General features: G+C 60.0%; 18 protein-coding genes. 8 read left to right on the top strand and 10 right to left on the bottom strand.

Going from position 1 to position 21,249, the window contains the following annotated elements:
- Positions 1-262: 262 nt before the first annotated feature.
- A complete protein-coding gene (locus AC1DK3_RS08490) occupies positions 263-760 on the bottom strand; it encodes a pyridoxamine 5'-phosphate oxidase family protein (protein WP_477191799.1) in 498 nt (165 codons plus the stop codon).
- Positions 761-1,006: 246 nt separating this feature from the next.
- On the opposite strand from AC1DK3_RS08490, the gene AC1DK3_RS08485 reads away from it, so the two are divergent.
- The 3 genes from AC1DK3_RS08485 (at position 1,007) to AC1DK3_RS08475 (ending at position 2,380) form a co-directional block, all read left to right on the top strand.
- Positions 1,007-1,159, top strand: coding sequence for a hypothetical protein (locus AC1DK3_RS08485; RefSeq protein ID WP_477191798.1), 153 nt, complete (start codon positions 1,007-1,009; stop codon positions 1,157-1,159).
- 241 nt (positions 1,160-1,400) lie between these two features.
- Positions 1,401-1,796 (top strand): (R)-mandelonitrile lyase, encoded by a 396-nt coding sequence (locus AC1DK3_RS08480; protein WP_477191797.1) that lies wholly within the window; start codon positions 1,401-1,403, stop codon positions 1,794-1,796.
- A 272-nt stretch (positions 1,797-2,068) separates the two neighbouring features.
- Positions 2,069-2,380 (top strand): hypothetical protein, encoded by a 312-nt coding sequence (locus tag AC1DK3_RS08475; protein WP_477191796.1) that lies wholly within the window; start codon positions 2,069-2,071, stop codon positions 2,378-2,380.
- 18 nt (positions 2,381-2,398) lie between these two features.
- Here AC1DK3_RS08475 and AC1DK3_RS08470 read toward each other — a convergent pair whose 3' ends face one another.
- The 4 genes from AC1DK3_RS08470 to AC1DK3_RS08455 form a co-directional block, all read right to left on the bottom strand.
- Entirely contained in the window at positions 2,399-3,853 is a 1,455-nt protein-coding gene (locus tag AC1DK3_RS08470) for a pyridoxal phosphate-dependent decarboxylase family protein (RefSeq protein WP_477191795.1), read from the bottom strand.
- On the bottom strand, positions 3,850-5,388 hold the full coding sequence (locus AC1DK3_RS08465; RefSeq protein ID WP_477191794.1) for a hypothetical protein: 1,539 nt from the start codon (positions 5,386-5,388) through the stop codon (positions 3,850-3,852). Before AC1DK3_RS08465 ends, AC1DK3_RS08470 begins: the two co-directional genes overlap by 4 nt.
- 25 nt (positions 5,389-5,413) lie before the next feature.
- Positions 5,414-6,652 carry an ATP-grasp domain-containing protein gene (locus tag AC1DK3_RS08460; protein ID WP_477191793.1) on the bottom strand — a complete coding sequence of 413 codons (1,239 nt, stop codon included), beginning with the start codon at positions 6,650-6,652 and terminating at the stop codon, positions 5,414-5,416.
- 215 nt (positions 6,653-6,867) lie between these two features.
- The gene (locus AC1DK3_RS08455; protein WP_477191792.1) at positions 6,868-7,860 is read right to left on the bottom strand and encodes an MlaA family lipoprotein; all 993 of its coding nucleotides are present in this window, start codon (positions 7,858-7,860) and stop codon (positions 6,868-6,870) included.
- Between the two features lie 476 nt (positions 7,861-8,336).
- Between AC1DK3_RS08455 and AC1DK3_RS08450 the strand changes: the two genes are divergently transcribed.
- Positions 8,337-8,750, top strand: coding sequence for a hypothetical protein (locus AC1DK3_RS08450; RefSeq protein WP_477191791.1), 414 nt, complete (start codon positions 8,337-8,339; stop codon positions 8,748-8,750).
- Between the two features lie 172 nt (positions 8,751-8,922).
- Positions 8,923-10,062 (top strand): GNAT family N-acetyltransferase, encoded by a 1,140-nt coding sequence (locus AC1DK3_RS08445; RefSeq protein ID WP_477191790.1) that lies wholly within the window; start codon positions 8,923-8,925, stop codon positions 10,060-10,062.
- 38 nt (positions 10,063-10,100) lie between these two features.
- Here the strand turns inward: AC1DK3_RS08445 and AC1DK3_RS08440 are convergent, their stop codons facing one another.
- Positions 10,101-11,303, bottom strand: a complete 1,203-nt coding sequence (locus AC1DK3_RS08440; protein ID WP_477191789.1) for an NAD(P)/FAD-dependent oxidoreductase — start codon at positions 11,301-11,303, stop codon at positions 10,101-10,103.
- A gap of 362 nt (positions 11,304-11,665) precedes the next feature.
- Between AC1DK3_RS08440 and AC1DK3_RS08435 the strand changes: the two genes are divergently transcribed.
- On the top strand, positions 11,666-12,862 hold the full coding sequence (locus tag AC1DK3_RS08435) for a glycosyltransferase (RefSeq protein ID WP_477191788.1): 1,197 nt from the start codon (positions 11,666-11,668) through the stop codon (positions 12,860-12,862).
- Positions 12,863-12,875: 13 nt separating this feature from the next.
- On the opposite strand, the gene AC1DK3_RS08430 is transcribed toward AC1DK3_RS08435, so the two are convergent.
- On the bottom strand, positions 12,876-14,309 hold the full coding sequence (locus tag AC1DK3_RS08430; RefSeq protein WP_477191787.1) for a lipopolysaccharide biosynthesis protein: 1,434 nt from the start codon (positions 14,307-14,309) through the stop codon (positions 12,876-12,878).
- Between the two features lie 123 nt (positions 14,310-14,432).
- Between AC1DK3_RS08430 and AC1DK3_RS08425 the strand changes: the two genes are divergently transcribed.
- Complete coding sequence (locus AC1DK3_RS08425; RefSeq protein WP_477191786.1) at positions 14,433-15,641, top strand: glycosyltransferase; 1,209 nt, start codon at positions 14,433-14,435, stop codon at positions 15,639-15,641.
- Between the two features lie 4 nt (positions 15,642-15,645).
- On the top strand, positions 15,646-16,458 hold the full coding sequence (locus AC1DK3_RS08420; protein WP_477191785.1) for a polysaccharide deacetylase family protein: 813 nt from the start codon (positions 15,646-15,648) through the stop codon (positions 16,456-16,458).
- Between the two features lie 9 nt (positions 16,459-16,467).
- Here the strand turns inward: AC1DK3_RS08420 and AC1DK3_RS08415 are convergent, their stop codons facing one another.
- The 3 genes from AC1DK3_RS08415 to AC1DK3_RS08405 are packed head-to-tail and all read right to left on the bottom strand — an operon-like array spanning position 16,468 to position 21,189.
- The gene (locus AC1DK3_RS08415) at positions 16,468-17,805 is read right to left on the bottom strand and encodes an O-antigen ligase family protein (RefSeq protein ID WP_477191784.1); all 1,338 of its coding nucleotides are present in this window, start codon (positions 17,803-17,805) and stop codon (positions 16,468-16,470) included.
- 17 nt (positions 17,806-17,822) lie between these two features.
- Complete coding sequence (locus AC1DK3_RS08410) at positions 17,823-18,860, bottom strand: glycoside hydrolase family 5 protein (protein ID WP_477191783.1); 1,038 nt, start codon at positions 18,858-18,860, stop codon at positions 17,823-17,825.
- Positions 18,850-21,189 carry an exopolysaccharide transport family protein gene (locus AC1DK3_RS08405; RefSeq protein ID WP_477191782.1) on the bottom strand — a complete coding sequence of 780 codons (2,340 nt, stop codon included), beginning with the start codon at positions 21,187-21,189 and terminating at the stop codon, positions 18,850-18,852. Before AC1DK3_RS08405 ends, AC1DK3_RS08410 begins: the two co-directional genes overlap by 11 nt.
- Positions 21,190-21,249 lie beyond the last annotated feature (60 nt).

Genomic DNA, 21,249 nt, shown 5'->3' with positions numbered 1-21,249 from the left:
CACCCTCGGAACGCCGAGTCGAATAATCCACAAGGGCCCGCAAAGGCTCAGTTTTACTGGGCCGCAAAAAGCCGATCACCCGGGAAATCGTGGTCGAGCACGGCGACGGCGATGTCAGAAATTTGACAAGCGTCACATCTGCCGCACCCAAGCGCGGAAGCCCGCGCGAATGCCGGCAGCACTCCCGACGAGCGACGACTTTCCGGGAGCCGCCGATACACGTTGCGGACAACGCGGCGTCGAAGCGGTCGTCCCGTCCCATTCACGAGCCGAGCCTAACCTTTGCGTTTATGGTTTCGCTGGGGTTGGCACGCTCACCCTTGAAATAGGCCCTCAATCCTGCGAAAACGTACTTAATGCCTTCGGTGCCGCTGTTGTCCCAGTACTCACCCGATTTCGGCGCGACGCTGATCATCACCAGGTTCGGGTCATCCTTCCCGCCGGGGAACCAAACGCGCCAAGCTTCCGACCACAGCCGGTCGATCAGGGCGCGATCCCGAACGACAGACGCTGATCCGTAAAGCGTCGCAAATTCAGAAGAGCTCTGAAACGTCACCAACACCTCGGGGTGGGCTTCGATCTCCGATACCTTGGGTGACCGCGCATCCGTCACGAAATACGCGTGCGCGTCGGGCTTGAGTTCGGCCACCGCCATCGGCCGCGCATGTAGCCCGCCGTCGGCGGTCCGCGAAGCCAGCATGGCCGTCGAGAAATCTTTCAGCAGGTCGTAGAGATGCTTTTTCTGTTCGCTCGGGTTCATTGAGAAACGTCCTCGGTTGTTCGCTGATCGGCAAACACCCCCGAACACCCCGGCGTTCCCGCTCCGAGGCGCGCCTTGAGACCAAACCCGCGCAAGCAAGAACGGCTTCGACGTTCTCTTCAAGCCTCAAGACGCCATCGCTCAACCCGCCTAGCGAGTGACGGCACTCCGCCGCAAAAGAAATTTTAACCGGAAAGGAACATGCAGCGTTCTTCGACGTTGCTAAGCCGATCTCCGGAGTATGCCATGGGCTATTCTTTCTACGCTGTGCTGAGTTCGCTGCCGCAAATCGCTGCGGCCGCCTTTATTCCTATTGCGGCGACGATTGCAGTGAGCTTCGTCGTCAAGTCGCTGAGGCTCCGGCGCCAGTCGGGCGGCGGGCATGCCGGCATCGACTGAACGCAGCGCCGGCTGCAAATCCCCCTTCGATGAGCCTTAGGCTGTTTGCCAGCCGGGAATAATGCCTTTGCTCCCAGAGCAGGCATCGACGCCGTCACGCAGATCCCCAACAAACCCATTACCCACCTGCGCCTCGCAGTGATGTAAGCTGATGCGCACCAATGCGACAGCGGAGCGTTGCTTTAACGCCGGCGTTGGCCCCGCTCGACCAGATCGCCTCGCACATGCAAAGGAAATCCCGATGAAGATCACGCGCAGCGGCTCTCAGCCGTCGGCCAAGGGTTCAGCGGAGTACTTTACTGGCTACGTCCGGATCGATCCGCTCCTCCAAGCACCCGAACCCGCACGCGTCGCCGGCGCACTGGTGACATTCGAACCCGGCGCCCGCACCGCTTGGCATACCCATCCCCTCGGACAAACTTTGATCGTGATGACGGGCCTCGGCTGGGCTCAGCGCGACGGGGGTCCGATCGAAGAAATCCGGCCCGGAGACGTCGTGTGGTTTCCGCCGGGCGAAAAACATTGGCACGGCGCAACGCCAGCAAACGGCATGAGCCACATCGCCGTCCAGGAAGCGCTGAATGAAAAAGTCGTCGACTGGATGGAGCACGTCACCGACGATCAGTATCAGAAGTGACGGCGATACCTTGCTCAGCCACACTGGCTCTCTCAGACAATTTGGCAGCCTACCTTAACGGGATCATTACCCGCTAAGCCGACAATAGCCTCGGAACAGACCAAACCGAGTTGCGTAACCACCGATGACCACCCACCACAATTTCAGATCCTACCCGGAGCGCGAGCGGAAAAACTTTGGCCTGACCCTCGCCATCATATGCTTGATGACGCTCGCTTGGGTCGTGTTTGCGCTGTTCCATTGATCGGCTTCGCGGGGACAATTTCTCATCAATGAAAACGCTTATCGCGCTCGCTGCATTCGCGGCTGTAGGTCTCACTGCATCATCCGCATCGGCCGCGGATTTCGGTGGCAGCTACCCCCCGCCGGACGACGCCTACTTTGAGGAAGTTCTGCCGCCCCCGGTCATCATCTCGCAGCCTTACAACAATCTTTACGAGGCAAACGGCTACATCTACGCGTCGCCGTATCCGCTTCCCTACTTTGGCCTGTTTCCGAATTGGCGCCGGCCTAATGGCGCGGTCGAAGTCTATTCGCGCGCCCGCTGGGATGCTCGTAGAGGACGCCAACCCCGCCGTTGGTAGGACTTGGAGTAACTGCTCCTAAGCTTCCCTTGCCAAGCTGCTGATCGCGTCCATGAACTGATCGATATCGGCGCGCGTCGTCCGGTGATTGAATATCGCGCAACGGATCACGACCTCGCCTTCGATCGTCGTCCATGAAGGTGCAGCCGTCCCCGCTTCCTGAAGATCCATTACGAGTTGGCGGTTCGCCTCGCTGTTTCCACCTTTGAGGCCGAAGCAGACGATGTTGAGAGCGACCGGTGCCTTCAGCTCGAATATCGAACTCTGCCTCACCTGCTCCGCGAGATAGCTCGCCAGCTCGCAGGTGTGCAGGATGGCGTCGCCAATCCGCGCCGTTCCTAACGTTTCGATTGTCATCCACGTCTTGAGAGCACGGAACCCGCGCGAGAGATCCGGACCGAGGTCACACGGCCACGTCTCGCCTGCCGCAAGTCCCCTCTCCGCGCGTTGCAGGTAGGCAGCGGATTCCGTGAAAGCGCGCCTATGTGCATCCCCGTCTCTCACGAGCAGGAAACCTGCCTCGTAGGGAACGTGACCCCACTTGTGAAAATCGAGCGCGACCGAGTCCGACATCTCGATCCCTGAGCAAACATGCCGAAGCGGCGGTGAAAAAATCGACAGCGCGCCGATTGCGCCATCGACGTGAAACCATAGCTTTTCTTCCGATGCGACCCGAGCAATGTCCGCAAGCGGATCGATCGCCCCCGTGTTCACGGTTCCGGCAGTCGCAACGATAAGGAACGGAAAGAATCCCGCCGCGCGATCGGCTGTGATCGAAGCCTTCAAAGCTTTGGGCCGCAGTCTCCCCGCGGCGTCGACCTCGATCTTCCGCAAATTCGCTGATCCGATGCCCGAGAGTTGCATCGCCTGCGCTATGCAGCTGTGAGCCTCGGCCGACGTATAAGCGACGAGCTGACCGTCCGCGCTTCTGAGGCCCGTCTCTCGGCTCTTGGGTCCCATCGCGTTGACCTTGGCGATGGTGACCGCCAGAAAATTCGCCATCGATGAGCCCGTGAGCAGCAACCCGCTCGCGCCGTCCGGATACCCGAACGCCTCGGCCATCCAGCGAACGATCTGACGTTCGACTTCAATCCCGATGTGGTCGCGGCCACCGCAATTCATGTTCAAACCGGCAGCCACCATGTCCGCAACCATGCCGACGGGCGTCCCGGCGCCCTGCGCCCAACCCATGAAACGCGGATGCAAATTGCCGGACGCAAACGGCAAGACCTGCGTTCTGACGTCGGCAAGTACGTCGCTCAGATCTCGGGCCACAACTGGCAAAGGCCGAGCGAAACGATTGCGCGTTTCATCGGGAACCGGCTGCCAGACAGCTCTCTCTCTGACGGTCTGGATGTGCGTGATGATGTCGTCCAGCGCAGCGTGAGCGAGACGGCGAAATTCCGCCCAGTCGGCCGGATCGAGATCGCGCAAACGATCGGGAGGCCACGTCTCTCCGTCCCGGCCGGTCATGCGCTTCCGGGATGCCGGCGGATACCCGACCACTTCGCGAAGACCGTATCGAGATCGGCCTCGATCGGCTTGAACGCGTCCTCCAGGGTCTGGCCCAAAGCTATACGCGCGGCAATCCCGGCGACATCGGTCGCCGAAGCTCCGATGCGAAGCGCAACGCGAGGGCCGATACGCACAGCCTGGCCGATATGGCAAATCGGACCACCGGCAGCACTTCTCAGCGCCATCTGATCGGCCTGCGCTTCATCGAAGGACACAAAGCCTCCGGTGCCGCCGCGGACCGTCAACGGAACGATGCCACGCGACGCCAGATATGCGCCCTCGTCATCAGGATGGAGCGCGACGCCCTTGATGTCCGCTACACGAGCGATGACGGCATCGACGAAGTGCTGTTTGATCTGAGCTTGAAACATTTCATGGACGGCTGCGTAAGGCGCAAGGTTCGCGAGTGCCGCCACCCATCGCAAGCTCAGCCCGATATTCATTTCCGATTTGAAACCGAAATCGGTCCGTTGGCGAAGGGATGCTGGCCAGTCCTGCGCCGCTGTATATTCCGCGAGACCGGCCGGAATATTCCGGCACTGAGCCAGTTCGTCGACGGTTGCCGCCGGGATCAACAAAGCGCCCGAAAACGGCGGACCCGCCGCGAGCTTCGAACCCGTCACAGCGACGAGGAACCCGTCCTTGAGATCCTGCCGCAGCTGACTGAGCGGACAACGCAGCTGGCAAGCATCGATCAGAATGCGCACGCGGCCGGGTGCGGCGGCCGCAAGTTGGCGCGCCGCTTCCCTGGATACGCCTTCCAATCCCGTCTTCGAAGTATCGAGCACGTGCACGAGAACATCGCGCCCGCTCCTCAATTCCTGTTCGACAAGCTCCGCGACGGCGTAATCGATCGCTTCCCGCGTACGTTGCTCGCCCGTTTCATTTCGGATCGGAACCGTTCTCACCGAGATGCGGCCGGCCGAAAGCCCCTCGAGAAGCTCACCGCTATCGACTGCGCGGCCAAGCGCGGTCAGATCTGAAAAATGACGGCCCGCCGCCGCAAGCGGAATTCCGTTTCCGGTCTCGTCAGGGGCGATGAAGATGTTGGTGATTGGCCGCGCCGAAAGTCCCGCAACGAGGCAGAGCGCAAGAATTTCCGCGTCCGTTCCCGATGCCGCCAGAATGACCTCGGCGTCCGCCACGGCGAGGCTGCGGCGAACGCCGTCGCGCACGTCGTCGAACCATTCGTCGTATGGGATCGATGTAACCGCATCCGCACCGACGAGACGCTTCAACGCGCGGTCGGCAGCAGCATAGCCCTCTGCCGATACGTTGCTCGCCGTCGTCGACGAGAACGAGATTTCATCGCTCGCAGGTTTTGTCAGCGTGCCGTAGCGGTTGCGCCCGGTGACGGCATCCGACCAGATGCGTCTGTCGCCGCCGCTTCCGAGCAGGAGCGAAACAGACGAAAGCGGCTGCCCTGCGTTGGTATCGGAAACAGAGCCAGTGTTCGCAAACCCGTTGTGAATAGTGCGCAACGTCGCGACCATCAAAATCTCCGGAAGTGAATGTCGCTCATGCCGCGCTGATCATCTTGGGTTGGATGCGCCGTTGCAGCGCATTTTCGAATGCGTCGAACAGTTTGCTCATTGCCTGCTTTTTGTAGGGAAACGTAACGTCTGAATCCATCGAGTGAACGATCATGGCGACGTCGGCTTCGAACAACAGGAGGCGGCCATCGGGAAGCTCCGCGCAATCGATCGCGAAATAATCCAAGCCCAATCGTCTATGCAGCGCTTCGAACGCGACCGCATGACGAGCGGCGAAATCGCTATCGAAATCGCGCATCCACGCCGCTTCTTCTGCGCGCCGATCCGCGTATTTTGCCATGCCTGCACTGAGGTAGTGCACCATCCAATGATCGGAAACGGCGAGATGACTGGCGTATGCCTTGCCATCGATGAATGCAATTCGCTGCTTCCGGAATTTGCCGTCCGGCCCGCTGTAGTCGACGAAAGGCGCGATATAATACTCAGCCTCCGATCGGCCTTCGAGGTAGCGGCTGAGCTCTTCTACGTTCGTGATTTTTTCCATGGATTTGCCGGCGTGCGTTCCGACGGGCCGCACGATGATCGGATAATCCATACCGCCGAGCGGAAATTGACGCGCCGCTATTTGCTCGAGCGTGTTGCGCGAAACGCTGACTGTCGGAGGCGCCAAGATCGACGGCTCATCAACGAAGCTCTCCGCGACCCCATCCCGAGTGAGTGCGACGATCCGCAAAGGCGCATCGTTCATGATGGGCATCGCCCACCCAATCAGGAGCCGTTCGAGCCTCTGAAGGACAGGCCGATTGGCGGGGGACTCGCCGATAGCGACGAACGCAACATCATGATCGGGCACGCTGGAGAGATCTCTCGTGCCGGCGTCGACATAGTGCAGCAGAACGTTCGCGTCCGAGGCCTCCAGAAGAAACTCGATTGGCGTGTTGGCCATGAAGTCACCGGCCGTCACGAAAACGAGAATTCTTGGGCCCGTGCCTCGCCCATTTTGGATGTGAAAAGTCGAGCGAATGTCGAGCGCCGCTGTCTGCGCAAGCACCGCCTTATCGGGCTGGCCCAACGTGTACAAAATCGTTGAAAGATCCAGGAACGCCGCGGCGTCGTTCGGATCGGCGGTGACACGCGCCAACAGTCCGTTCCAAATCGGCGTGATGTCTCGTCCTTCATAGAGATGACGAACCAACGGCGCCTTGCCGATGATGAGCGACTGCTCATTTTCGTCGCCGACCTGAGCTGTTGCTCTTTTCAACATATCGCACCTTGCCACGGAGGCTCGCGTCGGGCCTCGCGCAGGAACGCCAAAAACGTTCGCGCAAGCAGCTCGATTCCTGGCGTCCAATCTCTGTGCGTGGCCTTGTGCCAATCTGACGGCGCAGCCCGGCGCGGCAAATAACGTCGACGGCCAAGCGCGATTCGCTATTGCCTCAACCTGAATGCATCAGCCGGAATGACGTGTTGTGATTCCGATCACCGCGCGATCGGCGCTTCCGCCGGCACCGGCGGCCCGATGATCACCATGGTGCCGGTGGCGGGACTTGCGGTCTTGGACGCATCGACGACTCGCCGCACTTCCAGCATCGTCGGCGACGAAACGATCACGGTCACGGGCTCGATCTCATTGGGATCGGGCGCGGGTGGCGTGCTCGTCAGAGCGCTCGTATCCAATGCTTCCTGCAGTTCCGCCTGACGCTTCTGATCCGTCACGCTTCTGAGCATCGTATAGAAGTCGAGCGAACTGTCCTCGAGCGTCTCCATATCCTGCGCTTTGCTGAGATTGGTGAGCGGGCTCGACACCGTTCCCGCGACGCCGACGGCATTTGTCACGGGTTGAACGTCTTCGATAAAATCCGCGACGCTCTTCATCGACAAGAGCGATGCGGGAAGAATCGCACCCGAATCCAACTGCGCAGCAAACTCGATAGTGCTACCCATCGCATCTCTGACGTTTGTCGGACCGACGATCGGCAGCACCAGGTAGCTGCTGTCACGATAGCCCCAGACATACATGGTCTGGCCGAAATCGCCTGACTGGTGATCGAGACCCTGCGTCACCGCAACGTCGAACAGGCCGCCGACGCCGAGCGTCGAATTCAAAGCGAAACGTCCGAGCGTGGTTGCCGCCGCCTGCGGACGAAGCTGCAGAATGTCGTTCGCAAACACCATCGGCTCAGAAAGGTTCGTCGAGAAGGCTTCGACCCTATCGCGCACCGCCTGCGGAACGTTCTCGTTGTAGGCTTTCGCTGCAGGATAGAGAACGGCGTGATTGAACTTCTGGTTGCTGTCGAAGACAGCGCGGTTGAACGCTTCGTTCGGATCCGAAATCGCCTTCGGCTCTTCGTCTTTTTCGGGCGAAGCGAGGTATTGGGCAGACGGCAAAGACGGCGCCGAACCGGCGCACGCGGACAATCCCGCGGCGACCAGCATGCTGCCAGTCAAATTGAAGATTGCACGAAACGTCACGTTCCGAATTCCCCCTGCCCCACGCCCCCGCTGAGCCCGGCAAAGTTATCGGAACTATTTCCGGGAAGCTAGTTGCTCGGCCCCTGGCATCGAACAGCATCCACCTTTTTCAATCCCGGGATTGCGCCATGACCACAAATGAGCCGGGTTGTCTGCGTGAGCATTTCAGAACTGTATGAATTCGCCGACCCAAGGTTGTGTCCGAGTACAACAGCGCCAGAATCACTCATGTGAATCACTGGTCTCGCCCGTCGCCCGGAAATGCCGTTGAGCACCATACGCGAATCTCACAAACCTCGTCTGCGCACATCGGCGGGTGGATTGCCACCGGCCCGTCCTATTTGCCGTATCTAATCCGCTGTGATCGATATCGGCGTTCAAACATCGCCGAACGTCGCATTCCGCAAATATTCCGTCTGCGCTACTTTTTGCGAAACGCGACTCGATCAACCACGAATGCTCAGACGCGGAATTTGATGCCGAGGCACCCTCCCACGAACCGTCTTCGCCTAGCCGCCCTCGCGGGCGCGGCGTTGATTTGCGGCCTCACCGGGTTGCCCGGAGAAGGTTCGGCGAAGCACCACAAAACTCCGGTTCAAACATCCAGCGATCCTTGCGCCGAACCGACAGCATTCGTCCAACAGCATATCGCAAAAATAAAGCAGCTGCAGGGTTCGCTCGAACTCGGCTCGGACAACCTCGTCGGCTGGATACAGCATCTGGAAGGGCAGAAAAACCTCGATCCCGATAAGGTCGCGAAATTAGCGGAACTGCGCCGCGACGCCGATCGCGTCAATGAATTGCTCCGCGCGGGTGGATGTAAATCCATCGACATCGACAACGAGTTGAGCCCGGCTCACGCAACCAGCAGCATATCGCCGTCAAAATGATGAGCCTCCGGCTCATCGAGCGCAAATTCTAACGCTCTCCAGCGGCCTGCTAGCAGAACGTTAGTTTTTGAATGACATAAATTCTTCCTGCGAGACAGCGGGCTGGCATCCATTGTGCAACCTTCGGACGGCGCGGTTCGCCGTGTCGTATCCCCATGCCCCGGATTTACTTTTGAACGCTTTCATCAATCCAAATCTCTCCGTCGAAATCGCCTCGACATGGAGTTCCGTTTCCGATCGCTGGCACGCGCTTGAGCGGCACGCATTTGCGTCGCCCTTTCAAACGGCCCATTGGATCGGAAATTGGTACGAATCCTTCACGGCCACCGGCGTCGAACCAGTCATCGTCAGTGTTGTAGAGCGAAGCTCCGGCCGTGATCTCATGATGATCCCGCTCATGCGGCACTCTCAGAGCGGGATCAGACGGATCGAATTCGCGGATCTATGGATTACGGACTACAACGCCCCCCTCGCTCGCACGGACTACGATTTTCAGGGCTTCGACCGGGAAATTTGGCCGGCCATTCTGCGAGCGCTTCCGCCGGCGGACGTCCTGACGCTGCAAAAGATGCCGTTGTCGCTCGGCTCGAACGTGAACCCCATGACGACGCTTTCCGGCATCGAAAGCAGCGATCTGAGCGGCCATATCGTATCGCTCGGCGACAATTGGGACGAATACCTGTCGACGCTCAGCAAATCTGCGCGCCGGGAACTACGCCGCCGCGCGACCAAGTTCGTGAACGAGAACGGGGGTCGGCTGCGACGCATCGCGAATAACGATGAGGCGGTCGAAGCCCTCGAAGTGCTCCAGGAACAACAAACCTCGCGCTTGGCCGCCCGCGGCGCCAAGCATGTGTTCAATGAGCCGGTCTACCAAGAGTTCTATCGCCGTCAGCTTTTGCGCGGTCTCGTGACCGGGCACGCGGTGATGTTCGTACTCGCGACCGATGCCGAAATCGTCGCGACATTCTTCGCCCTCAAGAATAACGATCACACTACGCTCATACGGATGAGCCAGTCGCAAGATCCTTCATGGCGGCCGCTCGGATTGGGCAAGATGATCATACATCAGGCCCTCGAAGAGCTTCATGCCGAAGGCTGCCGTACCTTTGATCTGTCGGTGGGCGCGCACCGGTATAAGGACGAGTTTGGCGTTTCGCCTGTGCCGATGGCGGAATTGACAACCCCGCTGAGTTTGCGCGGCACGCCCTTCATCGCTCGCAGAAAAGCCATCGCTTATATTTCGCGGAAGCCGAAACTGATGGCGCTCGCACGCTCGATTGCCGATAGGCTCCCGCGCCTGGCGTCCTAGTTCTCGGCCAGAAGCTATTCGGTCAAGACGCTATTCGATCAAGATGCCGACAGCAGGCTCAATCGTTCCGCGAGAGAAGCTTCCATGATGTTGAAGCGAGATCGCAGAACAGTCTTGATGCGCCGGAGATCCCAGCTCAGGCTCCGATCGGTCGCGAATTTGCGCGCATAATGGGCTGCATAGGTCGCCTTTTCATCGACTGACGTCTTCCGGCGATCATCGTAGAATGACGCGAGTTTGTCCCGGCTCATGCCGGGCGCAGCAAGCCAATCGTCAATGTGCTCCGACAAACGCGCGACGTCGTTCATGCACCGCGTCAATCCCGTGCCGGTCGCGGGGCATGACGTCTGAAACGCATCGCCGATCAAAACAACGCCGTGCTGACGGTGGTTCGCCACGCGATCGAGATCTATCATTCTGATCCGAACGCCATCGGTCATCTCGAACGATCCGAGAAATTTCTCGAGCCCGGGCATGGAGCCGTAAAGCGTCGAAACCGGATTGCTTCTGATCGCGGCGACAAACGGATCCTGATAGCCGTGGTAGGTGAAGAGATTGGCGCGCATCACGTCGCCCATCGGAAACAGCGTGATGTAAGCGATGCCGCTTTCAAGACGCTCGCTGTAATACGTCAGCGCCGGAAAATTGAATTTCTGACCTGCACCTGGTCGCACCGAAAAGCCGACGCAGAGCGAGTGATGATGATGCACGGTATCGAGCGTCATGCCGAGGTTTTGACGTAGCCCCTGCGCCAGCCCGGTCGCCAGCACGACGAGACGCGTCGAAAGCGTTTCGCCATTGGCGAGTTCGATGGTCTGTATCTCTTCGCTGTTACGAATCTTCGCAACCCGCTCGTTGACGAACCGCACGCGTCCGGGAACATTCGCCCGCAATGAATTGATGAGGTCCTGATAGCTGAATCCGTATTCGGTCGTTTTACGCAACTCCTGAATGTTGCCGGGCCGCACGACCAGCATCCGGTCGACGCGCGTTGCAACCGGCTTCAGGAGGTCGAGAAGTTGAAGTTGCTCGATCAGCTCGAGTTGGTCGTCGACAATTTTTTCGCAGCGAAATTCCGGAGGATGTTTGGCACGCATGTCGACAAGCGTGACGGAAATCCCCCGCCGCGCCAGAACGATCGCAGCCATCGAACCGGCGGCGCCCGCACCGATGATCGTGACGTCGGAGACGGAACAGCCGCCTTCAGTCGCTGGCTCCCGCGCAGCCGCGATGTCGGACATCGGCACTTAGCGGTCCCCCAAGACAGGAAGTGCCGTTTCAAATTGAACACCGTTCCAAATCGGAACGCGGTACGCCGAAATCCGGTCAATACGGCCGGCGCCTGGAGAGAACTGAGACGATGATTGGAGAGACACAGGGGTTACACGGAGCTCCGATGTGGTGTCGCGAAGGCACGTGACGCTAAGCAAGGACAGCGCCAACTCGCATTCACGGCGGCGCCTGTGGCGACTGCGCACCTTCCGCTCCCGAATGATCCAGAGTCCGCAGAGTTGCCGCCTCAACGCATGCCAATTGGCTGCTGGTTTGCAACGGCATGCTCCAACGAACCAAAAATCATTGCCGGCCAAGGGGAGCACTACCGTTGCAACAAACCAAGTTCCAGTTTGGGGCATCGCGAAAGACTTTGTTAACCGACGCGCGTCTCGCGACGGCAGGCGCGGCCACTCATCCGGAAGACGACATTCGATTGCTCGAGCCGCACTCGGCAAATCATGGCCGAAGCGGCAGCAGCACCTCCGTCTTGCAACTCGTTCACAGCAACGAAGGCGGCGGCGTCGAAGCGCTCGCCCAGATGATCTCTGACGGACTTCAACGCGGCGGCGCCCGCGTCGAGACACGCTTCATTTACCCCGGCATCAGCGCCACCACCGCTCAGAAGCTGCGCGGCGTTGCAGGCGCGATCATGACAATCGCGAGGACGAGGCCTGACACGCTCATCGCCTATCAATCGACGGCGTCTGTCATCGTCGGCCTCATTGGAGCTCTCATCGGCTGCAAACGGCGCATCGTGCACCAAACAGCGATGCCGGACGAAATTCACCCCGCAGTCCGCCTGCTCGATACAGTCATGGGGTCGGCGGGGCTCTACAGCGTCAACATCGCGAACTCCGCCGCGACCGAGCACGCCTTCCGTCATTATCCGCAGCGCTACCGCAGAAACCTGCGCAGGATCGATCACGGGCTTGACGCACCGAAAGCACGTCATCCGCGCGCCGAAGTCTTGCCTCGCTACGTTATTCCGGACGACGGACTGCTGCTTCTGAACGCCGGCAGACTTTGCGATCAGAAGGGCCAGCATCAGATCATACGCGCTCTGCCCCATGTGACCGGCGCCCGGCTTATCCTTGCGGGCGGCGGACCGAACGAGAACGACCTACGCGAACAAGCACGCGCGCTTGGAGTTGCAGATCGAATCCACTTCTTGGGAATTGTTTCTCGGGAGGCGGTCGGCGATCTTCTCGGCGCAGTCGACGTGTTCGTGTTTCCGTCCAAATGGGAAACGTTCGGGCTAGCGGCGGTTGAAGCAGCGATGGCCGGCGTTGCGATCGTTGCAGCAGACCTTCCCGTCTTGCGCGAAGTTCTCTCCGTCGGCGGCAGCGAACCTGTAAGCTTCATCGACCCCGATGACACGCTGGCATTCGCAGCAGCGATCAGAGCCCAACGCCGGCGAACGCAAACAAACGTCGATGTCGATACGTTCGCTCAGGCAATCCGCGCCAAATATTCGCGCAGCCGAATGCTCGCGGCCTATAACGAACTGGTCGTCGCAGCCGAATAGCGCCGCGCGGTTCTTAGACCAATCTCACAGCAGCCAGCTTGCGGAGCGTGAGTTGCCGCGTCCAGACGCCGATACCGAAGATATCGTACACCTTGATCACGAGGCACGCCCCGAGGCCGAGCGCAGCAAGTTTAAGCGCCGATATCACTACATCGCCCAATGGCAGCAGATCAGCGGCATCGGCCAGAAAGGCCGCGGCTGCTGCAATACCGGCTATTCCAAAAAGATCGAGGATGGGAAGCGGCATGGCTTGCCACCGTCGCGCCGCGAGCGCCGCAACGAGACAACCCGCGCCCTGCGCCGCCAGCATGGCCAAAGCCGCACCGGCCGCACCATAAGATGGAATGAGCAGAAGCGCCGTTGCAGCTCCCGCAACCACGGTCGCGGTCGAAGCATAGAGTTCGGCCGACGAACTCTCCAGGAAATAGATCGCCTGACCGAAGTAGAACGCCCGAAATACGTAAAGGGCCGTCGCCAACGTAAAGATTGGGACCAGCGACCCGGCGGCCTTCGCGTAAGCCTCGCCGAAAAGCACGTGGACCAAGTCGGGCGCAAAGCACAAAATAAACGCCGATCCAAAGGCCGTTATGAACGAATACGCGCGGAACGCTTCGGTTAGAATGAGCGTCGTTCCAGCGCTGTCGCCATCACTTGCGGCGCGTTTTGCGTGCGGCATGTAAGATCCCGCGACCGCCTCGGATACCACGACGAGACTTTGCTTAATGAGATCGCTGACGGCGCCATACGGACCGACCGCCCCGACGCTGTCGAACTTTGCGAGAAGCAATCGATCGCCGCTTTGTCCGGCGGCATTGATGCCGAAAGCCAAGATCAGCGGCGAGCCGTACTTCAAATATTGACGCGCAATACCGGCGGAGAACTTCTCTCTGACCGCCTGCCAACCCTCCCGGATCAATGGCGCCGCCGCCAAAACGTTAGCGAGCGCAACGCCCGCGGCAAGGCCAGTCGCGGTTCCCGTTAATTCGAAGGCCAGAGCCCCGCCGACCGGAACGAAAAGCGCTCGAAGAAGCACGGCGACCCCAACCAGCTCTACCTTCAGTCGCGCACGCGCGATCTCATAAAACGTCTCGAATACCGCGAGGCCGATCGTCGGCAAGACGGTGCCCGCCACCGCATCGCGGCTGAAGATACCCGCCCAAACAGTTAACCCACCTATGACGGCGACCAGACCGACCAAGACAGACATCGCGCGAATGAACGTGCCGACGATCGAAAGCGAATGGTCAGCCGTATAGACGGCAAAAAACGACATCCTCAGCCATTGAATGGCGAAGCCGTAAATGATGTACGCCGAAGCAAGATAGAGAAGGTAAGCGCCGAACGTCTCGGGCCCCGCAAGACGCGCGAAGAGGGCGACCGAAAGCAAGTTGAGCGCCGCGGCGAACACTCGCGAGCCGATATAGATCACAGCGTGGCGCAAAATCATTACGGGAAAGCCTTACTGCACCACTGAACAACTGCCCAATTTTGGGACACGTCTCGTTTTCATTTTCGACGACCGCGCCTGATCGTTGTCGATTCAGGCACGCTTTTGGCATGGACCGTCCCCATGATGCTTCATGGGACAAATCGGAAGTCCACTTTCCATGCCAACCTCGAAGGCGATGTTGGYCGAGCGCCCACCGCGGGCGCCGATGCGGTCGAGGCCGTGACCTCTCGACCGCACGTCGCATTCTTCATCCGCGCCCTCCACGGCGGAGGCGCTCAGCGCGACGCCATCCTGCTGGCGAACAGCCTGTTCGAAACCGGCATCGAGGTCAGCATTCTCACGCTCGTTCCCGAAGGCCGGCTGAGACAGTTCGTGGCGGACGGCGTCCGCATCATTCACGTGTCCGCGAAGCGCCTCGCAACGGCAGTCATCCCTCTCAGGAACGCGATCCGGAAATTGCAGCCGACGGTGCTCTTCAGTTCTGAAGCCGCCCCCAACGTCGCGGCGTTCGCCGCCACGCGATTGCTCTCGCCGAAAACACGCCCGCGCCTCGTGCTGCGCGAAGTGACAGCGCCCTCGATTGCGAAAGGCCTCGACCCGTATCTTCAGAATCGCCTCGCCTTCCGCGCCGCCGGATATGTCTACAGTCGCGCCGAGCGCGTCCTCACCTTGACGGAAGGCGCTCGCCGCGACCTCATGTTGAATTTCGGTGTCCCGGCTGAGCGGATCAACGTGATGACATCGAACGCTGTCATCGATCCATCGATGGCTGCGCGGTTAGCGCTCGGAAAGGGAACCGCCGAAACACGCGAGAAAGGTTTGCTCGTCGCTATTGGCCGCCTGTCACCCGAAAAAGACCATCTGACATTGATCGAAGCATTCGCCGATCTCGTGAAGCGCGTGCCCGCGCGTCTCGTCATTGTTGGCGAAGGTCCGATGCGGAAGGCCCTCGAAGACAGCATCGCGCGCCTTGATCTTCAAGAACGCGTAACGCTCGTGGGCGCAACGAACGATCCGTTCGAATGGCTTCTGAAAGCCGACGTGCTCGTCAGCTCGTCGAAGTTCGAAGGGCTCGGCAACGTGCTGATCGAAGCTCTCGCCTGCGGCACCGCCGTCGTTTCAACCGATTGCCCTTATGGACCTCGAGAAGTTCTCGAAGGCGGTCGCCTCGGCGGCCTCGTGCCGGTCGGCGATACGAAAGCGCTCTCGAACGCGATCGAGCTTGCGCTCGATACGCCGACTGACAGGGCTTCGCTGAGACGCGCCGCCGAACGGCATACCACGCGACGAGCCGCGGCATTCCTCATCTCCAATCTGGAACTCGGGTGACACCATGGACGGCATCAACGCGATCAGCGGAATGGACCAAGGAAGTCGCGCCGAAGTAACGCCGAAGCGCGTTGCGGGGCTTTGTGCAAGCGCCTCGCGCTATCTGGCGCGCATCGTGCCGACGAAGCCGATCTTCGCGAAAAACAGCCATCCGATCGTGAGCTTCACCTTCGACGATGTGCCCGATTCCGCTCGGACGAATGGCGCTCGCATCCTTGATCGATATGGCGTACGCGGCACCTTCTACGTCGCGCCCGGCATCTGCGGAACCGAGGACGAGCATTGGACCGTCATCGATAAGCGCGACGTAGGAGCGCTCGCTCGAGCCGGCCACGAAATCGGTTGTCACACATATAGCCACGTCAAAGTGCAGAGCTTGACCCGATCCGGCCTCGCGCGCGAAACGCAACAGTGCTTCAATGCCCTTCGCGACATTTGTGGCAACGCTGTGAGCAAAAATTTCGCCTATCCATTCGGGAATGTTTCGTTCCCGCGGAAGTTCGACCTCGACAAAACGTTCAGCAGCTGCCGCAGCATCTACGGTGGTTTGAACTCGGGCTTGATCGATCTGGCGATGCTTCGATCGGTCGAGCTGTATGATCGAACGAGCACCGAGCAATCGATCAACGCAATTCTCGACCAGGCGATCGCGACGAACGCATGGGTCATTTTCTATACCCACGACGTGACGCCCAGCCCGAGCTGGATCGGCTGCTCCCCCGCTCATCTCGAAATGGCTGTGACCGCCGCAATGGCGCGCGGAATTCCATGCCTGTCGGTCGACGAAGCCTTGCGCGGCATCGGCGTTCGCGCCTGACCGGAAGACTCAGCGTCGATCCTCTTCGGCGACGGGGAAACGCGCGAGCAAATGCATCCCGACAATCGCCATCAGAGCCATGAACCAGACCGGATTGTTCCGCGAGACGAGCACGGTCTCCAGCGACGCCGTGAAGAGGACGTAGATCCACAGCCTGAGGAAATAGCGAACGAGCGCCGGGTTGTTCGACAATCGTGATGCAACCCCAAAGTCCCGCAGCGGAACATAGATCACGGCAATCAGCAGCAATACCAAACCGGGAATGCCGAATTGAAGCGCCGCTTCGAGATAGCTGTTATGAGAATCCGTTCCGAGTTCTTCCACCCAACCCGAAATATCCTCCGGCTCCGCGGGAAGCTTGTCGCGGTACATGAGCTCATTCGTCCGCCATGGACCCGTAAGCCCGTAGCCGAAAATCGGATGCGCCGCTGTTTGCTCTAGAGAGAAGCGCCAAAGATCCGTTCGACCCGTGAAGGTGGCATCGGGAAGCACAAGGGCGACGAGTGATCTGATTGGACCTGACCAGCTCGATCCGACCGTTGCAACGTTCAGAAAAACAAGCGGCAGCAGGACGAGGACGGCGCGAAACCAACCGCTCCGCGCCCGGTAGACCAGCGCCGCTAAGATCAGCGTAAACGGCACCAGCGCAATCGACGTCTTCGACACCGAGAACAGCAGGAACACGGACGCCGCGCCGACGATCAGCCAGCCGGCCCACCTCTTGCCTATTTCAGCGATGAATAGCCCCGAGAAGATGAGGACGACCATCATCGCCCCAGCTTCATTCTTGTGACTGAAGAACCCGCGCCAGTTGCCCGCGAGTTCCCTCTCCAAGGTGTCGCCGGCCGAGTGGATAGAAAGCGACGGGAGGAACGCAACGCCCACGTAGCAAAGAACGAGCACGGCGAAAGCAGCGATCGCGAGTTGATTGGCGAACTGACGCGGGCTCTGTGGCAGCCCCACGGCCATCGCCGCAATCGTCATCGAGATGACCTCGAATAGGCCGCGCTTTAAACCCGTCGCCGGATCGCCGGAGACGATATTCGTGATCAGCAGCCAAACCATGAACGCAACAAACGGAAACGCGGCGACGCTGCGAAAGTGGTTCGGCTTCGTCGCGAGCGTAAAGCCGGCCAACACGATAAATAGCAGCGGGAAGGCAATCTGATTGGCAATATTGCCGCCCTCGAGAGGCCCGGCGAGATCGGCGCCCGAGCGGTCGTGAAACGGCTCGAACGAAATCCAATAGACAAGCAGCACGACAAGCAAAAGGAATGGACCAACGACGCGCACAAGATCGCTTGCATCCGGTGCAGCGGCGCCAACTTCACCTTTCATCGTTGCCATCTTTGTTCGCTCTCGGATCAAGTCTCAGGACGCCACGAACGTGCCAGATAGTCTTTGACGAACGCGCCGTACTCGGTCGTTGAGACACCATCCGGCGCGAGCATCCTCGGCGTCGCCCCGGAACTGAAGCACCACGCCATTGAATGAAGCTTGAGCGGTTCTAGAACATCGCGGGTGAATGGAATGCCGAAGTCTTCCGGCGTGCCTCTGATGGCACCATCCCCGTCCCTGCTGAAGCCCCATTCGGTCACGACGACAGGTTTGACGGCCGGAAGCCCGTCGAGGCAGTCCGGCCAGCGTGAAGCGACGCCGCGGTCCTCGTTGGGATAGCAATGCCACGAATAGATGACCCGCTCGTCATCGATCAGGTTCTTCGCGACGCCCTTGAGATCATGTGCCCACCGCCCGCCCGCTGCGATGATGATCGCATCGGATCGCGATCTGATTTCATTGATCAGCTGCAGCCAGAGCGCTTTGAGAACCGGCCAATGTTCGCCAGTGCTTCGCCACAACTTGCCGTCGTAAACCGGCTCATTCCAAAGTTCGAAAAGAACACCGGGATCTTTGCCGAAACGCGCAGACACCCGCCGCCAAAAATCCAGAGCCAGCACATCATCGGAAGCGAATGCGTCGAGTGGCAGACCCCAACTGGGATCGACAGGCTCGGCGTAACGCCCGGGAAAGCCGATCGCATGCCAATCGATGATCACGAAAAGTCCCGCGGCTCGTGCAGCGGTCACATCGCGCTCTAGCGCCGCGAGTGTATGCTCCCGATCGTGACGCCAATGTCCGGGATGAACACTGATCCGCACGGCCGTCGAGCGCCAATCGCGTGCAAGAACCTCATAATCGCTGAGGGGCCGTTCGCCACGCACGTACACCGGATCGCCGACACCGACACCCAGCAAACGAATGGGACGCCCGCCGAAACGGAGCTGATTGCCCGCGACGTCGAACCTCGATTGACCTCCCGCCTGCGCCAACTTCGATGCCGGAAAAGCGCTCGCAGCGGTCGCCCCGGCAATGAAGTTGCGGCGGCTAAGCTTAGATGGCATGCACAGCGACTGCCGCAGTGGGGCTTGCAAGACCCTTCGCCGTGAGGATCGTTCCGCAAAGACGCGGCATATCCTTCGTCAGGGCATCAACGTCCGTGTCGAACGCAACAGTGTCGTTGGGCCGATTGGATGAAACGAAGAGCACCTGGTTCGCGGCATCGAGATCGCGCGACAGGGCATCGGCCCGCGCATCGACGATGACGACATCGTAGGATCGCTTAGCTTCATCCAGCGACGCGAGGATCGAAGAAGCGTCTGGCTTGTTGACGATGAGGAGATCGAGGTTCGGATCTCGTGTCTTGCTGATCTTTCCCCTCGCCGCCTGAGCTGTGCTCGCGCTCAACGCGCCATCGGCCACCAGCAAGCGTGTAAGTCCGGGTGTGCGCACGTCGCCGTCAACGATCAAAACCTTTTTGCCTTCCGCGACACACGCGTACGCGAAAGCGAGTGCGATGACAGGCTTTATCGGCACGCCATGATTGGAGACGAACCAAACTGTCCGCAGCACATCGGAACTCGCTCGGCCCCCGAGGTAAGCGTGGAGTGTCCGAATGTGATCGGCGAACGCCGTATCCGGCGAGATCGCAGCGATGCGCGCGAGCGATGCCATTGCCGAAGTGCCGTCGCGTAGCCACACCGTCTGCGCCGCACGCGAAGCGGCGCGCATGTCGCTGACCAACCGGCGAGGCGACAGCGGAACCACGTCATTCTCTCTGGAAACGCCGTGGCTCGCTTTGACGAGCGTAGGCGCCCTCACGGCACCTCTGGAGACTTCGTCGGCACTGGCGTCAACGGCGGCCTCGACCTTGCTCACGGTTGCAGCGTTTTGCGTTGTATTTAGCGGAGCTTCCTTATCCCACTCGCGTGCGGACCGCATCGTGCTGTCGCTGCTGGCTCCCGTCGCACTTACGGAGTTGGGCGCCTCGAAAAGGCCCCGCACGAGAGGAAGCAGGATGGCCGCGGCAGCCAATGCCTGCCCGATCAGGAAGCCGAGGATCGCCAGGATAACACCGCGAGGCGGAAACACGCGTGCCGGAAGCGGCATCGCTGACGAAATGATGCGCACGTTCGTCGTGTTGAGCCGCGACTGCTCGCGCGTCTCGCGCGATCGCGCCACCGACTGCTGATAAAGGCTCTGTGTAACCTCGAAATTGCGCTCCAATTCGCGCAACTCGATTTGTGCCTTCGCCGCCTCGTTCATTTCGCCTTTGAGACGTTGAACGGCATCTGCCAACGATTGCTCATTGGCCTTGGCTCGTTCGTAGTCATGGCGGATGCTTCCAAGGACGCGAAGAATCTCGCGGTCCATTTCCGACCTGACGGCGCGCTCCTGTTGGGCCATCGTCACCATCACGGGATGCTTCGGCATCAATTGAGCGGCAAACCGGGCGCGCTCCGCCGAAACCGTGGCGAGCTGCTTTTTCAAATTGATCAACGTCTGCGAAGCCATGATCTCCGGGATCGACTCGGGCGTCGCGCGCGATGTTTGAATATCGTCCATCTGCGCTTTGATGCGGTCTGTCGCGGCCCGCGCCAGAGCCAACTGATTGTTCGCATCGGTAAGCTGCTGCTCGACGACGAGCTTGCCGCTCGCGAGGCCGAGGTCGTTCGCCGCCTTGTAGGCAGCAATTTTTTCTTCTGCTGCGTTGACCTGGTCCTTCATGGCCTTGAGACCTGAATCCAGAGCCTCTGCTGCGCCCTCATTGCTCGACGAACGATATTGCGCCTGATCCTCGAGATATGCGGCGATGATGGCGTCGGCGATCCGCGCCGACTTGTTCGGATCGTTTGAGCTGACGGACATCTCGATGACGAACGTCCGCTCAGGTCTTTTGACGCCGATCCGCTGCTGCAACGTCTGCAGCGCCGCCGTTTCCCAATCGCCTTTCGGCTCGGAACCCAAATACCCGGCGAGCCCGGGCAATGCGGTCGTCAAAGCATTGCCTTGAGTGCCATTGAACTCCGGGTCATTTTGAAGACCCAATGCCTTGATGGCTCGTTTTAGAACACTGTTCGACGACAGAACCTGAACCTGGCTTTCGACGACCGTGATGCCGGAATCGGATTCGCCGGCCCGTGGCATGACCTCTTTGTCGAGGAGGCGAAGGTCCCGCGGATCAACGAGAAGCTCGGCCGTGGCGACGTACCGGTGCGGAACGAACTTCGACAGCGTCACGGCGAAGCCCGCGCCTAAAAGCCCGCAAATCAGCAGAAAAAGCTTACGGCGCCAAAGTGCCGCGAGAATGTCGGCGGCATCGATCCCGCGCTTCGTGGACGGCGCGGCGAGCCGATCCGTGACGGCCTCGGCATGAGGTTTATCCAAAAACACGTCTATCTCCGCCCGCATCTCGTCATGAAAAAACGACCCACCCCGGCCCTATCGAGCCAG

The sequence above is a fragment of the Hyphomicrobium sp. 01T421 genome, from assembly GCF_056398805.1.
The sequence above is the reverse complement of the archived record's forward strand: the minus strand, read 5'-3'. Positions and strand labels throughout refer to the sequence as shown.